This is a genomic window from Mesorhizobium sp. YR577 (assembly GCF_900116595.1).
GTDB lineage: Bacteria > Pseudomonadota > Alphaproteobacteria > Rhizobiales > Rhizobiaceae > Mesorhizobium_M.
Genome location: NZ_FPBI01000013.1, coordinates 48,216 through 65,338, shown reverse-complemented (window position 1 = coordinate 65,338; position 17,123 = coordinate 48,216). Strand labels below are relative to the sequence as shown.

Annotated in this window: 14 protein-coding genes; 7 read left to right on the top strand and 7 right to left on the bottom strand. The window is 59.6% G+C overall.

Annotated elements, in window-relative coordinates; all coding sequences use genetic code 11:
* Positions 1-2: 2 nt before the first annotated feature.
* From BM413_RS19410 to tssH, 7 genes are all read right to left on the bottom strand, one after another.
* Positions 3-446: a hypothetical protein gene (locus tag BM413_RS19410; protein WP_091916078.1), complete on the bottom strand. Its 444-nt coding sequence runs from the start codon at positions 444-446 to the stop codon at positions 3-5.
* Between the two features lie 113 nt (positions 447-559).
* Positions 560-1,663 carry a hypothetical protein gene (locus BM413_RS19405; protein ID WP_091916076.1) on the bottom strand — a complete coding sequence of 368 codons (1,104 nt, stop codon included), beginning with the start codon at positions 1,661-1,663 and terminating at the stop codon, positions 560-562.
* Between the two features lie 59 nt (positions 1,664-1,722).
* On the bottom strand, positions 1,723-3,012 hold the full coding sequence (locus tag BM413_RS19400) for a hypothetical protein (RefSeq protein WP_139238612.1): 1,290 nt from the start codon (positions 3,010-3,012) through the stop codon (positions 1,723-1,725).
* 11 nt (positions 3,013-3,023) lie between these two features.
* Positions 3,024-5,132 carry a type VI secretion system tip protein TssI/VgrG gene (gene tssI, locus BM413_RS19395; RefSeq protein WP_091916072.1) on the bottom strand — a complete coding sequence of 703 codons (2,109 nt, stop codon included), beginning with the start codon at positions 5,130-5,132 and terminating at the stop codon, positions 3,024-3,026.
* A gap of 75 nt (positions 5,133-5,207) precedes the next feature.
* Positions 5,208-5,717 (bottom strand): hypothetical protein, encoded by a 510-nt coding sequence (locus tag BM413_RS19390; protein ID WP_091916070.1) that lies wholly within the window; start codon positions 5,715-5,717, stop codon positions 5,208-5,210.
* Between the two features lie 121 nt (positions 5,718-5,838).
* Positions 5,839-6,315 carry an Hcp family type VI secretion system effector gene (locus tag BM413_RS19385; protein WP_091916068.1) on the bottom strand — a complete coding sequence of 159 codons (477 nt, stop codon included), beginning with the start codon at positions 6,313-6,315 and terminating at the stop codon, positions 5,839-5,841.
* A gap of 43 nt (positions 6,316-6,358) precedes the next feature.
* Positions 6,359-9,142, bottom strand: coding sequence for a type VI secretion system ATPase TssH (gene tssH / locus BM413_RS19380; RefSeq protein ID WP_091916066.1), 2,784 nt, complete (start codon positions 9,140-9,142; stop codon positions 6,359-6,361).
* 231 nt (positions 9,143-9,373) lie between these two features.
* Between tssH and tssA the strand changes: the two genes are divergently transcribed.
* The 7 genes from tssA (at position 9,374) to tssF (ending at position 17,121) form a co-directional block, all read left to right on the top strand.
* Complete coding sequence (gene tssA / locus BM413_RS19375; protein WP_091916286.1) at positions 9,374-10,438, top strand: type VI secretion system protein TssA; 1,065 nt, start codon at positions 9,374-9,376, stop codon at positions 10,436-10,438.
* A 107-nt stretch (positions 10,439-10,545) separates the two neighbouring features.
* Complete coding sequence (gene tssB, locus BM413_RS19370) at positions 10,546-11,061, top strand: type VI secretion system contractile sheath small subunit (RefSeq protein ID WP_091916064.1); 516 nt, start codon at positions 10,546-10,548, stop codon at positions 11,059-11,061.
* 25 nt (positions 11,062-11,086) lie between these two features.
* Positions 11,087-12,568 carry a type VI secretion system contractile sheath large subunit gene (tssC, locus tag BM413_RS19365; RefSeq protein ID WP_091916062.1) on the top strand — a complete coding sequence of 494 codons (1,482 nt, stop codon included), beginning with the start codon at positions 11,087-11,089 and terminating at the stop codon, positions 12,566-12,568.
* A 67-nt stretch (positions 12,569-12,635) separates the two neighbouring features.
* Positions 12,636-14,021, top strand: coding sequence for a type VI secretion system contractile sheath large subunit (gene tssC, locus BM413_RS19360; protein ID WP_091916285.1), 1,386 nt, complete (start codon positions 12,636-12,638; stop codon positions 14,019-14,021).
* Positions 14,018-14,845 (top strand): type VI secretion system accessory protein TagJ, encoded by an 828-nt coding sequence (locus BM413_RS19355; RefSeq protein WP_091916060.1) that lies wholly within the window; start codon positions 14,018-14,020, stop codon positions 14,843-14,845. The genes tssC (BM413_RS19360) and BM413_RS19355 overlap by 4 nt, the downstream gene beginning before the upstream one ends.
* Positions 14,838-15,347, top strand: a complete 510-nt coding sequence (gene tssE, locus BM413_RS19350; protein WP_091916058.1) for a type VI secretion system baseplate subunit TssE — start codon at positions 14,838-14,840, stop codon at positions 15,345-15,347. Before BM413_RS19355 ends, tssE begins: the two co-directional genes overlap by 8 nt.
* A complete protein-coding gene (gene tssF / locus BM413_RS19345; RefSeq protein ID WP_091916056.1) occupies positions 15,340-17,121 on the top strand; it encodes a type VI secretion system baseplate subunit TssF in 1,782 nt (593 codons plus the stop codon). Before tssE ends, tssF begins: the two co-directional genes overlap by 8 nt.
* The last annotated feature ends 2 nt before the right edge of the window (positions 17,122-17,123 follow it).

Below are 17,123 nucleotides of genomic sequence, written 5' to 3'. Positions count from 1 at the left end.
GTTCAGTTCAGATCGACAACAGCGCCGCGAAGTCCCATCCGGCCATTGGATTCGACGATGATATCGTCGCCGGTGATGCGAACACGGCCGTCCGGGTGCAACTGCAGTTGCGAGCGGCCGCATTTGAGCACCAGTGGCTTGGCCGCCTGCGAGGGCAATCGTTCATCGGCAAGGGCAAGCGCGATCGAACTGATCGGAACATGGCCAAGCACAACCAAAGCAGCCGGATTGCCATTCATCTGCGTACAAACAGCGAAACTGCCGATTGCATCATCGCCAAAACTCTGCAGACAGAGAACAGGCCGTCCTTCGCAGCCTATCAGGCGCACCTCTCCACTCTGCGCAACCGACTCAATGAGATGAAGGCTGAGCGGCAGCGCTGCCTGGGTCTTGTCTTCCCCCGAGGCAAGAGGCTCCGAAGCGCCAAGAGAGAGATGGTGTTTCATCGAGTTACTCCAGCCTGAGAGATGCTTGCAGTCGCGCGCAGTCTACTAACGATCCATTCGATCGAAGCATTGTCGCCTTGTTCAACCGAGTCCCGAGATGCTTGCTCCGGTCATCAATGACCGACCGCCCTGATGTCGAGGCCACGAAGAAAATCCTCCTTGCCGTGGAGCAGTGACATTTGCGCAGCGGCATATGCCGAGACGCCCACGACCCAATTCTTGAACAACAAGTTGCCGGCTTCCTCGTCAAACTCACCGACTTTTCGTCGAGAGTCATATGTGTTGTAGCCGCAGATCGCGATCGTGCCATCCTTGTTCTTCTGGATCTGAAATTCACTCACCATAGGTGCACCGGTCTCGTTGATGTCCCATCCCCGAGAGTAGGTGTAGGCATAGCTCTCACCGCTTTCGGTCTTCATCGTGGTCAGCTCCGGCTCACCTACGAAATGAGCTTTCGAACTTCCTTCAATCTCTTTGGTGAGTGCAGCAATCATCTCCGCGCCAAGCTTCCGGCCAGTCTCAAGGTTGTCGGGCCGAATCTGAATCTGGATGTTCGGGTATTCCTGGTCGTGCAGTGTCATGGAATAATCCGACGCGCCTTGCCGTTCGGGCTTATCGTTCTTCTTGACCGACCAGCCCTTGGCGGCGAAAAACTCGCTTCCGTTTTCTGCCTTGACCACCTCAAACGCGTTTTGCAGCGCGCCGTCTTCCTTCATGCGCAATGCGCCAAGAAACCGTGAGACGGTCGGTTCGTATTTCGGGTAGTCGTCATAATCCATATGGGCATAGACAAAGAGCGCCTCGGCACCGCGAGAAATGACTGCCAGGCGCCCCAATTTGGTATAGTTTCCGCTTTCGTCCGCCAGCCCTCCAGCCAGCATCGCAAAAGCATTGTTGCTCTTGTCGATATCGCGAACGATCCGGTTGTAGCCCTTCTTGGCGAGGAAGCCGTGGCCCGCGGTGATCGCCTCTGCAAAAGCTGCGAACTTGACCCGATAGACTTCTATCATGAACTCGTCACGCTGCTCGGGAGAGTAGACCCGTACCAACGGTTCGTCCTCATTCTCGGAGCTTTCGCCGATCCACAACTCCATTTGTTCGTTGACGAGCGTCGTGAAAGCGAACTCGGGGCTGCCGAAATCTACCGCCTTTGTGGCGAAGCCTTCGGCTTTCTGAGTGCTAGTCGAAAACAGTTGTTCGGTCGTGTAAGCAGCCATTGACACCCCTTTCAACGAGGCGAGAAACAAAAATACAAATAACAAGAGACGGTGCACCGCTACTTCTCCGGAGTCTTGACACCCAGACCGAGGCCTACTTCTCCGCCCACCCCAAGAACAGCTTTGCCTTTGCCCCTGAGGCCGATCTTGCCTTTGTCCAGCGTTCCCGCTTCGCCTTCAACACCGGCAGATGCGCCGACGCTACCTCCTGCACCGAGTTCAACAAATATTCCCCAGTCCCAGCTTTTGTCGAGTTCACTTAGTCTCGCATCCCACTCCGCCCATTTTGCAAAGCCATTGAAGGCATGCACGAACGGGTTGTAAGCCCTGTAGGGTGTAACAGCAACTTCGGCCCTGCCTTTGACTTCAACCAAGACTGCTTCCGCGCCGAGCTTTCCTTGCAGGGTCGCGGTAGGAGAGCCCTCATAAGTGCCGATCTTCAAACCGCCTTTGGCCGAACCCTTGACGGTCAGCGCTTCGGCGCTACCATGCAAACTCGCAATGCCGTCCTTGTTTAGTGAGCCTTCAGTCTTCAGCACGCCAGCGGATGCTTCGGCACCGGCTTCGGCCGTTATGTTTGCATTTCCGCCTGCCCAGTCATCGGAAACCGAAAGGCCTGCTTTTGTGTCGTAACCTGCATGGCCGAATTTGTACGATCCCTGGGCAAGACCATCTGTATCTTTGCCTTCGGCGAAGGCTACGCTGTCGCTAGGTCCTTTAACGGCTCCGCCAAAGGTATATTTCCCGTCGAACGGCTTGCCGGTCTTCTCGTAGGTGCTGGTCTTGCCACCTTTGCTTTCGCTTTCGCCGCCACGATAGCGCGTTCTCGATCCGTCCCAGCCCTCCTCCGATTGTCCTTTTGAACTCAGGGAAATTTTCGGGTCCTTGAGAAAGGGATCGTCTGCCTTTTTTTCTTCTTCGGGATTCTTGATAACGATGTTGGGCGGGCGGCTCTCGGCTTCTTTGGCAACGCCTTTCGGATCGCCATCCTGTTTAACGAATGGCAAGTCCTTCCCGGCCGCATCATTGGACAGCATAGTATTCTGATGCCCAAGAGGCGTTTGCCCAAAGACAAGCGGTTGGGCACCCGATTGACCTGGATCCTGGAATTGCCAAGGGTAGATTGACTGCGCACCCGGTTCTTTGCCAGGCAAGAATGGCGGCCTTACGGAGGACTGCGTTGACGCCGAAGGGGCGGGGCAATAGCCCTGAAGATCCTTCTTCACGACCTGCCGTGTTTCGTCTTCCTGCTTGCTTGAGCGCAGATGAAGCAAAGGCAGCAAAGTGCCCTGGGATGGCAGGCCTTCCCAGTCGGCTCTCTTCTTCCATGCTTGAGATGCATCGCTCATCTGATATGCGCCTAGTTCTCGTCAATCCTGTTTGCGTCAAACTTGATACGCTTGCCCTTGATGACGATGTCTCCCTCTTTCGACATGGTTATAAGGATGTGCGGCCCAACACGGATGTTGAACTGCTCTCCCACATTGATGTTATGGACTTTTCCAATATCCTGATCGTAGCGACCGCGCACGATAAGGCTCTTCTTCTTGCCGACGGTTGTCTGCATCAGATTTCCAACAATCGTCGACTTAGCGACTCCAACAATCTCCGAGGAGCCGCCATGCACTATTTCAGACTTGTTCTTTTCTACGAATAATTGAAAATTGCCCTTCGCAAAATTGAATGGATCTGGAATGCGCATCTTCTCCATAAAATCGGAGAATTGACCAAATATATTCTGCGTTCTCGAGACCAGATACTCGGTCAGCTTGTTCTGACCCACCGAGATGGAAACATTTCCCGAGATCACCTCTTCATGGTCGCCACCCACAAAAGACGTCTTGTCCCTGGTAACATGCTGGTGGCGATCATTCTCGACGCGCTCTCGCGTATCGTTCAATACGTGTACGTCATGGTCCTTTTGCGCATGGATGTACAACTGCTCCTTGCCGTTGTCGTCTTCGAAGGAGATTTCGTTGTAACCCTGCCCTTTATGCGTATTGGTTCGAAACACGGAACGTGTCTTGTTGGCTGGCAGGTCGTAAGGCACCTTGTTATTGGGGTTCGGTACGATGCCAGTCACCAGCGGACGATCGGGATCGCCGTCGACAAACGCGACCATCACTTCCATGCCGATGCGCGGGATGATCTGGCCCCCCCAACCGCCGCCTGCCCAATTCTGACCGACGCGCACCCAGCAGGTGTCCGAACCGTCCTTCTTGGCGCGGCGATCCCATGGGAACCACAGCTTTATGCGGCCATACTGGTCAGGATGAATCTCTTCGCCGGACGGGCCTGCCACGATCGCGACCTGTGCACCCTCGATGCGTGGGCGTTTCGTCTCGCGATGCGGCGTCAGCGGTACACGTGCCGGCAGAGCTTCGAACTCGTTGCGAAACTCCGGTTCGTTGGCATTCGTCTCATAAGATCGGTCGACGACCGAATGCTTTATCCTGACGATTACATGCTCTTCATAGGCCCGTTCCGGATGCGCGACCTCATAGGGAGTGAACCGCCGGCCAGCCTCCAGCACCCGTGACGTCGACTGGCCGAGGACGCGATCGTGATCGGCCTCGATCGACTGGGTCCTGAGCTTTTGCGCGCGCTCCGCCGCTTCCACGGTAAGCGCCCTGGCAGGAAATTCGTAGAGCTCGCGCTTGGTCGCATCCGGCATCTGCACGAGCGACGGCGTCATCGTGCCCGGCACCATGCGCGGCGTCTCGAAATTCCAGTCTGCGCCGGCGCGCTGGCCTGGAACATAGGCGTAGTGCCGCATCCATTCGGTGATGTGGTTGCGATCCGAAGAGCCCTGTGCGAGCCGCACGCGCCCTTCCCCATGCGCCGAGGGTGAAGGCTGACCCCATGAACTCGCAGCGTCGGCGATATGCAGCCGATGGCTGCCTTCCTCGTGGCTGAACCAGTAGAACAGTCCATCTTCCTGGAAGCGTCGGGTGAGGAAGTCGAGATCGGTCTCGTTCCACTGGACGGAATAATGCTGCGCCGGCGGCGGCGTGACGACGCCCGAAACATCCGGCGCCGGCAGCCCGTGTTCTGAAAACAGTGTTTCGACAATGTCGACAGCCGTCTTGTCCATCCAGATGCGGCAGTCGGAGCGGCGCGACAATAGCCACATCTGCGGCCGCAGAACCATCGCGTAGGAGCGCAGCCCGCGCGTCACCGGCGGGCCTTCGCTTAGTTCCGTCACCAAACCGTTGAAGGGCCGACGCACGCCGCCGTCATCCTCGCCCTGCTGGATCTCGACGGAAACATCCACCAGCCGCCCGATGAGTTCCTCCGGCTTCACGGCTTCGCGCTTGGCGCGCACGGAAAGCCTCATCTCGAAGAGCGAGGACACGCCCTCGTCGATTGAAAAGCGTTCCGGCAGAAGCTGATCCTCACCGAGCGGCGAGGACACCTTCAGCACACGGCTAGCCTGGATGAAATCGGCGCCAGACGGCTGATCGTTCATTGCAAGAGCCTCATTGTTGCGCTTCTGGCTGCCGATGAATCGGCCGTTGACTTCGCGGGGCGGTTGCCCGGCGCATTAGTGAACGGTGCGCTCGCCGACCAGATAGGCGTAGACATACTTCGTCGCTCTGTTCGAAGGCGTTGCATCCACGCTCGGCCCGTAGAGCCGTTCAGGGGTCAGGATTTTGCTGACATCACTGCGCGAGGGGGCATAGCCAAGCAGATAGATTCCACGTCCCATGAAAACGCGCGTTTCGAAGGAAGGCGTCACCGCGTAGTTGACCTGGACGACAAATGCCTGACTGCCGCTCGCACTCATTTCGGCGACGATCTTTGCTTCGTTGTTCTCCAGCCAGACCTTCAAGGCATGGGTCAGCGCATACTCGTTCAGCGCCTCGGAACCCTGCCGAAACAGAGCAGCTGCGGCACCGGCGGTCGCATTGCGCGCTCCAAATTCGCGCGGTCCGCTGGCGTAGGTCAGATGCTCGAGGGAGGGACCGCGTCCCATCCGCTTCACGGGAGCAAGATCGGCCTCGGCCAACGGCCGCACGCGGAGCTTGGGCGACGAGACGGAAAAATTGGGCATGACAACTCCAGCGAATGAGAAGCTTCAACCGGATCGCAGTTGACGCTCCAGCCCCAAGGATGAACCGTTGCAAAACTTCCAAGACACCGCCGGAGCGATGCCTTGGAAATTGTTGCCCAGACTATGCAGCCTTGGTCGTTGCGAGATCGTAGGATGCGATCATCGGCGACTGCGGCGACTGGTTCTCGTCGAATGGGGTGTACTTCACTTCCAGCTTGGTGAAGTTCAGCTTGACCGTCTCGACCGGGCGATCGCCGTTCGAGTCGATCGAATAGCTGGCCAGCAGCGTGTTGGTCAGCGTGTATTCGATGTAGGTCTCGCCCGGATTGCCGGTGGTGACGAGATGGATCGTGGCGCGCTTACCGGTGCGGCCCGAGCAGGCCTCCTGGAAGAGCTTGGTCGAGGAGGAATCGCTGACCTTGGTCAGGATCACTTCCGAAACCGTCGGCTCGGAAGCTTCCCGGTTGGCGGCCGAACCGGCCGAGGTGTTCATGTTGCGCGAAACGTTCCAGTGAATCGCTTCGATGTCCATCCACTTGCGGTGCTGTTCGTGGGTGGCATCGCCCTGAATACCATCGATCTGAAGATAAATAGGCATGCTCTGAGCTCTCCTGTTCGTCAGTTTATTTGCCAAGTACAGTTCAAGGCGCTCTGGCCTTTCGGGTTGTTGCCGCATCCGAATGAACTTTCTTGCCATTCGAGGCTGCTTTATCCGCCGGCCGCTCTTTGGGCGCAGCGAATTCCTTTTCGTCCACCGCAGGCTTCGCATCGATGCTGAAGCGGTGGTCGTCAAAACCGATATGGATGCTCGCGATCTTGCGCCCTTCGGCCACGGCATCGAGGAAGAAGGTGGAAAGGACGGGCAGAAGATCCCGGGCGATCATGGACTCGATCGCGCGTGCACCTATCTCGCTGGATTCGGCACGCGAAACGAGGGCCTCGCGTGCCTCCGGCGAAAGCGTCGCTTCCGTCCCGTAGCTCGCCTTGACTCGATCACCGATGCGGCCGATCTGGATATCGACGATGCCAGACAGCGCTTCCTTGCCGAGCGGCATGAAGGGCAGGATCGTCGTGCGGCCGAGGAATGCCGGCTTAAAATGTTTCTGCAATTCGGGAAGAAGCAGCTTCTCCAGCGCCTCGCCCTCCGGCATGGTGTCGGGATCGGCAGCGAGTGCTGCCAGCAACTCCGAACCGGTGTTGGCCGTCATCACGATGGTGGTGTTCTTGAAGTCGATGTCGCGGCCTTCGCCGTCGCGCAGCATCCCCTTGTCGAAAACCTGATAGAAAATCTCCTGCACACCCTGGTGGGCTTTGTCGATCTCGTCGAGCAGGAGCACGCCATAGGGACGCCGGCGCACAGCCTCTGTCAGCACCCCGCCCTCGCCGTATCCGACATAGCCGGGTGGCGAGCCGAGCAGCATCGATATCTTATGCTCCTCTTTGAACTCCGACATGTTGATCGTCGTCAGGTGCTGACTGCCGCCGTAAAGCAGGTCGGCGAGCGAAAGCGCGGTCTCTGTCTTGCCTGTGCCGGACATGCCGACGAAAAGAAACACGGCGGGGGGCCGGCGCGGGTCGGACAGGCCGGCGCGAGCCGCCCGCATTGCCGAGGAGACGCGCTCGATCGCGACATCCTGCCCGATGACGCGCTCCTTGAGCCGCGCGTCGAGCGACTTGACCGTCTCGACCTGATCGGAGAGCAGCTTACCGACCGGAATGCCGGTCCAGCGCGCGACCAGAGTGGCGATCACATCACGGTCTACTGCCCGAGGCACGAGCGGCGTTTCGCCGGCCACGCGCGACAGGTTCCGTTCGGTCGCCGCGAGTGCCGCTCGTGCGCTCTCAGGCGATGCCGCCTGGGCGGGGAACTGCGCCACATTGCTTTCGCCAGCGTCATCCAGCACCTGGGCCTGTTCCTCGATTGCGTCGTCGTGCGAAAAGACCGCCTCCAGCCGATCGGCCTCACGCACGAGACGGAGTTCCTCTTCGAATTTGTTTTCGAGAGCTCCGATTTCGGCGGCAATCTGCTCTCGTTTTGCTTCGATTTGACGACAGCGATCCCGGATTTCTGAAGTCTCCGGTTCACTGGCCAGCCAGTCGGCTTCGGCCTCAAGCAGGCCGCGCTCGTTGTGCAGCGACTTCAGGGATTCAGGAACCGCCTGGCGACCGAGCGCCACGGCGGCAGCGGCAGTGTCGATCAGGCTGATGGCCTTGTCGGGCAATTGCCGCGCCGGAATGTAGCGCGCCGACAAGCGCACTGCAGCGGCCAGGGCTTCGTCCCGGATGCGGACCTTGTGATGTGCCTTGAAGGAGCCCGCGACGCCACGTAGCATGCGGATCGCGGTTTCCTCGTCGGGCTCGTCGACCTTGACCATCTGGAAGCGGCGGGTAAGCGCAGCATCCCTTTCGATGAAGCGTTTGTATTCGCCCCATGTCGTGGCCGCGATGGTGCGCAGTTCGCCGCGCGCCAGGGAAGGCTTGAGGATGTTGGCAGCATCGCCCTGCCCCGCCTGTCCGCCCGCGCCGATCAAATTATGGGCCTCGTCGATGAATAGGATGATCGGGGTGCTCGACGCCTTCACCGCATCGACGACACCGTGCAACCTGCGCTCGAACTCGCCTTTTACGCCCGCACCGGCCTGAAGCAGGCTGAGATCGAGCGACAGCAGGCGCACGGGCTTCAGCATCTCAGGAACGTTGCCGGCTGCGATCTCGAGCGCCAGTGCCTCGGCGATGGCCGTCTTGCCGACACCGGCCTCGCCGACAAGGATCGGATTGTTCTGTCGACGCCGCATCAGCACGTCCACGAGCTGGCCCAATTCGCGGTCCCGCCCAATCACCGGATCGATGCGTCCGGCGCGGGCATCGGCGGTCATGTCCTGTGTGTAGAGGCGCAGGAACTCGTTCTCGCCTGACGGTGCGCCCGCAGCCGTCAAATCGGATTGCACCGATCTTTCATTCGCGCTGGAGGCGGTGGAATTCAGTTCGGATTCCACCGACTTGAGGTCGATCTCACGCAGTGACGGCGCTATCGCGCGCGCCACGATCCGCAGCGACTGATCCGTCGACAGCGCGACAAGAAGATCGCCGAGTTCGACACGGCTTCGGCCGTATTGGAGCGATGCGACCAGCCAGGCCTCGCGCGCCAGCGCAAGCACGTTCTGCGACAAGGCGAGTTGTGCGCCGTCTTCACGCGCCAAGTCTTCGATCGCCAGTTCAAGTTCTTTTCGAAGATTAACCGGCTTCACACCGAAGCGCTCGAAACGCGGCGCGACGGCCGGAATGTCTAATAACGCATACAACCAATGCGCTACTTCCACAGTCGGATGAGCATGGCGCGCAGCGACGGACGCGGCCGCCTCGAGACCGACGCGCAGATTCGGCTCCAGCGTTCTGACCAGTCGATTTAGATCGATATTGGACATCCAGAAAACTCACAATTCTGCGGCTGAAGCGAGTGGTCGCCATCAGAGAGTGAATGCAACTAGGGCGTTTGTGAACGCTTGGATAGAAGTCACAGAGTAACGTTTTGTTTCGAGTCATTACAGCTTATTGTCATCAATTTGTCACGTCAATTACATGGTTGACAATGACGTTATACCGAAAGAAAATAGAGAAAGAATATTAGTGTCTTCTAATTTGGAGTTATTGTGCTGTTGAATCTCAGCGAGATTGTATCTCCACTTGGGCAAGACAGCCCTTGCGGAGAAGATATTAGAATAAATCCGAATTATCAGGAAATATACTATAGAATTAAGGATGCTCGTAACTCTGCACGCAGCGCGGAACGAGGTATTGCTCCTGGCGAAGCAATGCGACTTACGCCGTCATGGCACGATGTAAACAATCTTGGATTGCAGATACTTTCTTCGAAAAGTAAGGACATAGAAGTCCTTGCCTGGCTGGCAGAAGCTCAACTTAGACTTCGAGGTTTTGAAGGTCTTCGAGACATCTTTTCTGCAATGGCGTCACTTTTGGAAAATTACTGGGATAGGTTGTATTCCATCGGTGACGACGACGTCGAAGAAAAGCTCGCACCACTTGCGGGATTAAACGGCGTCAGCGGCGAAGGCACATTGATTCAGGCGATTCGTCTTGCTCCTTTGGTGCCGAATTCAAATTTCGCGCAACATACGTTGTGGGATTATCAACTTTCGCAGCGCGCGAATGAGACCGTCCGGCGCGATATTCTTCACGAAGCGGCCAACGATGTGGGCGTTGCTGCAATGGCGGCCCATCTCGATATCCTGAACGAATGCATCGCTGCTTTCGACGATCTCGTTTCGATTCTGGACGACCGTTGCGGCGACAAGGCACCGCCGAGTTCCAACACCCGAAACGTACTCATGGAGGCAGCTGCCGCCATTCGCGACCTGGCGGGTATCGACGAGGAAACCGCCAAAGAACCGGTCGATGAAAAGCCCGGCCTTCAGGCAGCAAACGGCAATGGCGCTGGGCAGGTTGTCGTCGCGCCCAAACCGGTTCACGCAGGCAGCATCGCCTCACGTGAAGAAGCGTTCGAGGTGTTGCTTTCGGTCGCGCGTTACTTTCGCCGCACCGAGCCGCACTCCCCGATATCGCTGGCGATCGAAACGCTCGTCCGGCGCGGCCGGATGGATTTCACCGAACTCCTGACTGAACTTCTTCCGGAACCACAAACGCGAAACGCCGTTCTAACGGCGGCAGGAATTCAGCCGAGAGTTGAAAAGCGGGAAACCTGACCGGTTTCCGGAACTAGATCCAAACGGCCAGGCGGCGGCCGATTCGGACGAGCATTTTTTGAAACATTGACCACGAAATCGCGCCAGGCGCACGAAGGAGAGTCCTGATGGCAAGTGTTCACGAGAAACTGGAAAGGGTCCGCAAGCCCCGCGTTCACATCAAGTACGAAGTCGAAACCGAAGGCGCTATGGTGATCAAGGAGTTGCCGTTCGTCGTCGGCGTGCTCGGCGATTTTTCCGGCGATCCGACGCAGCCCCTCAAACCGTTCGGCGAGCGCAAATTCGTGCAGATCGATCGCGACAATTTCGACGATGTTATGCGCCGAATGACACCGGGCCTCAACATCGCCGTGGAGAACACGCTCCAGAACGACGGCACCGACCTCGCCGTTTCGCTCAAATTCGAAAGCATGGACGATTTCGAGCCGGGCGCAGTGGTCAACCAGGTGCCCGCGCTCAAGGCGCTGCTCGACGCGCGCAACCAGCTTCGCGATCTCATGAGCAAGGCCGACCGCTCGGAAGACCTGGAGCGCATGCTTGAGGAAATCCTGCAGAACCAGACCGACCTGAAGAAGCTGGTCGGTGAACTCGACGGCCGCGCTGACGGCGGCTCCGCGAACTGAACGCTGTGACGGGAAGGATCAAGCTATGAACGCCAAGACACAGTTGAAGCCGGAAGCCGGCGTAGAATTCGCACAGGACGAGAACCTGCTTTCCAAGGTCGTCGCGGCAACGCGCCAGACCGAGCCGGACCGTGCGCAGGACCTGCTGCGCACGCTCACCGACCAGGCGCTGAAGGGCACTGTGGTCTATGACCGCAACCTGACGGTCACGCTGAACAACGCAATTGCCGAACTCGACAAGACGATCTCGCGTCAGCTGGCGGCGATCATGCAATCGCCCGCCTTCACCAAGCTCGAGGGCACCTGGCGCGGCCTGAACTACCTGGTGAAAAACACAGAGACGAGCGTGAACCTGAAGATACGCGTGATCAACGCATCCAAGCGCGAAGTTTCCAAGGATCTCTCAAAGGCCGTCGAGTTCGACCAGTCCCGGCTGTTCAAGTCGATCTACGAAGACGAATTCGGCACCCCCGGCGGCGAGCCTATGGGCGCGATCATCGGCGACTATGAGTTCGACAATTCCTTTGAGGATGTACAGCTTCTTCAGGGTGTTTCATCGATTGCAGCGGCCGCCTTTGCCCCATTCATTTCGGCGGCCAGCCCACGCATGTTCGGCTTCGAGGACTATCGTGAGCTCTCGCGTCCACGCGATCTCGAAAAGATCTTCGAGACGGTCGAGTATGCCAAGTGGCGGTCGCTGCGCGACAGCGACGATTCGCGTTTCGTCACGCTTGCCCTGCCGCGTGTCCTGGCGCGCATGCCCTACGGCCCGAAGACCAATCCGGTCGACGAATTCGGCTTCGACGAGACCGGCGGTTCCAAGACCGGTGAACTGCCGCATAACGACTATTGCTGGATGAACGCCGCCTATGTGATGGGCACCCGCCTGACCGAAGCCTTCGCCAAGAGCGGCTGGTGCACAGCCATCCGCGGCGCGGAAAATGGCGGCAAGGTCGAGAACCTGCCGATGCACATCTTCTCCAGCGACGATGGCGACCTCGATCTCAAATGCCCGACCGAAGTCGGCATTACCGACCGTCGCGACGCCGAACTCGGCAAGCTCGGCTTCCTGCCGCTCTGCCACTATAAGAACACCGACTACGCCGTGTTCTTCGGTGCCCAGACCACACACAAGCCGAAGCTCTACGACAAGCCGGAAGCGACTGCGAACGCAGCCGTTTCGGCCCGCCTGCCCTATATGATGGCGACGTCGCGCTTTGCTCACTACCTGAAGGTCATGGGCCGCGACAAGATCGGCTCCTTTATGGAAGCATCTGACTGCGAAGCCTGGCTCAACCGCTGGATATCCAACTACGTCAACGCCAACGACGAAGCGGGTGAGGAGTCGCGGGCGAAGTATCCGCTGCGCGACGCCAGGGTTACAGTTCAGGAGATTCCCGGCAAGCCCGGCTCCTATAACGCCGTGGCCTGGATGCGCCCGTGGCTTCAGATGGAAGAACTGACGACCTCGCTTCGCATGGTCGCCCGTATTCCGGCCAAGAACTGAGGCATGAGCTCCCGCGCGGGCAGCCCGCGCGGGACCGCTCACAACACGCCGTAACCACGCCATGACGATGGGTCCGAGCACATTGTGGCGACGCAGGGCAGATCAGCTTATCGCACTGATCGACGAGGCCTTGAACCGCCAGGTCAACGCTATTTTGCACCATCCCGAATTTCAGGCGATGGAGGCGAGATGGCGCGGGCTTGCCATGCTCGTTCGGGTCGCTTCACGGGGCAGCGACGTCAAGATCAAGCTGATCAGCATCAGTTGGCCACAGCTTGCACGCAGCATGGAGCGAGCCACCGATTTCGACCAGAGCCATCTATTCGAGCTGGTGTATAGCCGAGAGTTCGGCATGCCCGGTGGCGAGCCCTACGGTCTTCTTATCGGCGACTATCAGCTGGCTCCGGGAGATGCGGGCGGCGATACCGTCAGCACGCTGACAGAACTCGGCATGGTGGCTGCGGCTGCGTTCTGTCCCTTCATCACGGGTGCTTCCCCACGTGCGCTGGGCCTCGAAAATTTCGACGAGCTGAACCGTGTCCACGATCTGTCGTGGCTCGCCAACGACCCGCAGCGCATTCGCTGGAATGGATTGCGGGCGCGCGAAGATTCGCGCTTTCTCGGCCTCGTTGCCCCGCGCGTCCTCATCCGCTCACCCTACGAGCCGTTCTCGCGGCGGCGCGACGATGGTTTTCCGTTCCGCGAAGAGATTTCCGAGGATGGCGGCACGCTGCTGTGGAGCAATGGCGCCTTCGCCTTTGCAGCTATCGTCATCCGCAATTTCATACAGACAGGCTGGTTCGCCGACATCCGCGGTGTCACGCAGGATGCGATAGACGGCGGGCTTCTCGGCCCTTCGGAACTCGCGCCCTATGATTTCGGTACCGAAAGCCAGGGCCTTTCCGCGCAGGCGCCTGTCGAGATACGGCTGACCAGCACGCAGGAACAGCAGTTCTGCGACCTCGGCATCGTGCCGGTCGCCACCACCTATCTGTCATCCTCGGCGATCTTCAATTCAAACCAGTCGCTGCACGCCCCCCAGCATTATTCCAACGAGAACGCCCGCCAGAACGCGCGGCTGGCGGCGATGCTGCAATATGTGCTGTGTGCCTCGCGCTTCTCACACTACCTCAAGGTCATCATGCGCGACGAGGTCGGCAGGCTTGCCGACGCGCTTTCGATCGAGCGCAAGCTGGAGGAATGGCTGTCCGGCTACACGCTCGGAAACGACGATGCCGACCTGCCGCTGCGCACGCGCTTTCCCCTGCGCTCGGCTGGCATCAGCGTCGACGAGATCCCCGGCAAGCCCGGCACCTTCACCTGTACCGTGAGGCTGCAGCCGCATTTCCAGCTCGATGACGTTTCGACGAGCTTCCACCTGATCGCAGAGACGGCGCAGCCGACGACAGGCCGCGCCAACGCCGCTTCCGTGCCGCAAAGGATGACCGCATGACGCTTTCCGCCAGCATCGCAAAATCGCTTGCCGACGACGCACTGGGCGAGGCGATCGAAATTGCCAAGACGCATATCAAGGCTAACCCCTCGGACAAGGCGGCACGGCACATCTATATCGACCTACTAGTTCTTGCCGGAGACTATGAACGAGCGGACGCGCAATGCAGCCTCGCCACCACATTCGCGCCGGAAGACACGATGGGGTTTGCCCTGCTGCGCAACCAGTTGCGCGCCATGGCCGCGCGCAATGCCTGGTTCAGCAGGGGCGCCGTCCCGGAATTTCCACAAGGACCGAGCGAGCTCGACACGGCGGCAGTCAGGCTCAACGTCGCTCATCGCTCTGGCTCGCGCGACGAGACGACCGCTGCATTCGAAAGCCTTGAGGCTGTTCGCGGCGAGCAGCCGATGCTCTGGAACGGCAAGGCCGTATCCGATTTCCGCGACCTCGATGACCGCATTCCGCATGCACTCGAAGTCATCATGACGGGCGGTGCCTATCTGTGGATCGACTTCGCCAAGATCGCCGCCGTTTCGGTCGAGCCCATCGCACGACCGCGCGACCTCGCCTTCCGGCGGGCCGAGCTTTCGCTGATCGATGGCGCGTCTGCCCCCGTCCTCCTGCCGGCGATCTACCACGGCACTGATGATGCGGAAAAACTGCTTCTGGGCCGCGAGACCGAATGGGTCGAGGAAGAAACCGGCATCACCACAGGTCGCGGGCAGCGCTGCTTCCTGGCCGGCGACGAACTCGTGTCGTTCCACGATGCGGAAACGCTTGAAGCCGCCGAAATCGTCAACAAAAGGAAGGCGGCGAATGGCTGATCCGCTCGACCGTTACAGACCGCGCGAACGGGTCCTGTCGCGATCGATCCTCGACAGGCTGCTCGATCCGAGTCCCGATCTTCTCCAAGACGCTCCGTCGAGCGTTGTCGATCAGGTCAGGGAGACGCGCGAAGCGATCCGGCGCGATCTTGAAGCGCTGCTCAACACACGGCGCCGCCCGACCGCGCCGCCGAACGCGCTCGGCGAACTCAGGGATGCGCTGGTTTCCTATGGGGTCGAGGGCATCGTCTCGGCCAATCTGGTCACCGACGAATCCAAGCTGCGGCTGGCACGCGCCATCGAGCGGCGTATTGCCCTTTTCGAAACCCGGCTTTCCGACGTGCGCGTGACCATTCTCAAGAACAGGGCGGCGGGCGAACGCGCGTTGCGCATGCGCATCCAGGCAACGTTTCGCCTGCATGATGGCATGCCGCCGATAAGCTTCGAATCGACCATCGACCCATCCACCCAGCGCTTCCAGGTGGAGGCGGCGAATGGCTGACGGCTTCCTGCAGCGCTACAATGACGAGCTTACCGCGCTGCGCCGACGCGCCTCGCGCTTTGCCGATGCCTTCCCGAAGATTGCCGGCCGGCTGCGCATGACGGGCGAGGTCGCCGACGACCCGCATGTCGAACGTCTGATCCAGAGCTTCGCCTATTCCGCCGCACGCGTGCGGCAGAAACTGGACGACGAATTCCCCGAGCTCACCGACGGGCTGCTGGAGACGCTCTATCCACACTATCTGGCGCCCATTCCGTCGATGAGCATCGTGCGCTTCTCGCCCAGCGAGACGTTGGCTGCGGTGCAGTCGGTGCCGCGCCACACCGAAATTCTGGTCGAGCCGGTCGCCGGGGAAACCTGTCGTTTCCGTACCACGCAGGATGTCGAGATTGCGCCGGTGGAGATCACCGCCGCGGCCCTTTCCGGCCAGCCGATCCGCGCGCCGCTGTCGCCCTATGCCGGCGCGGCCAGCTGCTTCAGGATATCACTGCAGCCACAGGACACCCGCAAGCAGCTTTCAGAAATTGGGCTGAAGCGGTTGCGCTTCCACATCCCCTCACCCTGGCGGCAGGCGAGCGCGCTTTACGAACTTCTCATGAACCATACCCTCGGCATCGCGCTTGCCCGTCATGCCGATGACGAGAACCCGATCTTCCTGTCGGCGGACAATCTGCGACCAGTCGGTTATGAGGCCGACGAGGCGATGCTGCCCTACCCGGCGGCAAGCTTTTCCGGCTATCGATTGCTGACCGAATTTTTTGCCTTGCCGCAGAAGTTTCTTTTCTTTGACATCGAGGGACTGGATCGCTGGCGCGGTGAAACGCTCGAGATTTTCATCTACCTTAATGAAACCGACAGCAAGTTGGAGCGAGCCGTCTCGGCCCGCGACCTAACGCTTCATGCGACGCCGGTCGTCAACCTTTTCCGCCAGACCTGTGAGCCCGTCGTGATCGACGGGACGCGCACGGAATATCGCCTGCTGCCGGACTCGCGCCGGCAGAAGACGCGCGAGATCTATGCCATCGATCGCGTGCTTCTCTCTGGACGCGGCGGCGAGGAGCATCTTTGCCAACACTTCTTCGGGCGCGCGCAGCGCGGCGGGACGACCTCCTCCTTCTGGCAATCCTACCGCCGCTTCGACGAGGATGACGGCACCTGTGACGTCGACATCGCATTCGTCGATCGCGCACGCCGCAGCACCGGCAGAATCGACGCAGTGGCAAGCGTGGATGCGCTCTGCCTCAACCGCGACTTGCCCGAGAAACTGCCCTTCGGCGGCGGTCATCCCTACCTGCAACTTGCGACCGGCAACGAAGCCGTCGCTTCGATCGAAGCGCTTGTTCCGCCGACGCCTGCCGTGCGCATGAACGACGTCGACGGGCGCAATTGGCGGCTGATGTCGCATCTTCTGCTCAACCACCTGTCGATCTTCGATAATGACGGCGCAGCCTTGAAAGACATCCTGTCGCTCTACGCCTTCCGCGATTCACCCGAAACCAAGCAGTTGGCCGACTCGATCACCAAGGTCGAAGCGAAGGCCTCGACTGCCCGCCTTGGCGGCGGCGGCATGGTGCCTGGAACAGACATCGCGATCGAATTCGATCCCGCTGCGATCGACAGGCCGTCAGCCTTCCTGTTCGGCAGCGTGCTTGATCGGTTCTGCGGTCTCTACACGTCCGTAAACAGCTTCACGCGGCTGACCATATCAATCAAGGGGCAGTCGAAACCCGTTGCGCGATGGCGGGCAAGGGCCGCCGAGCGTCCGCTTCTCTAGAA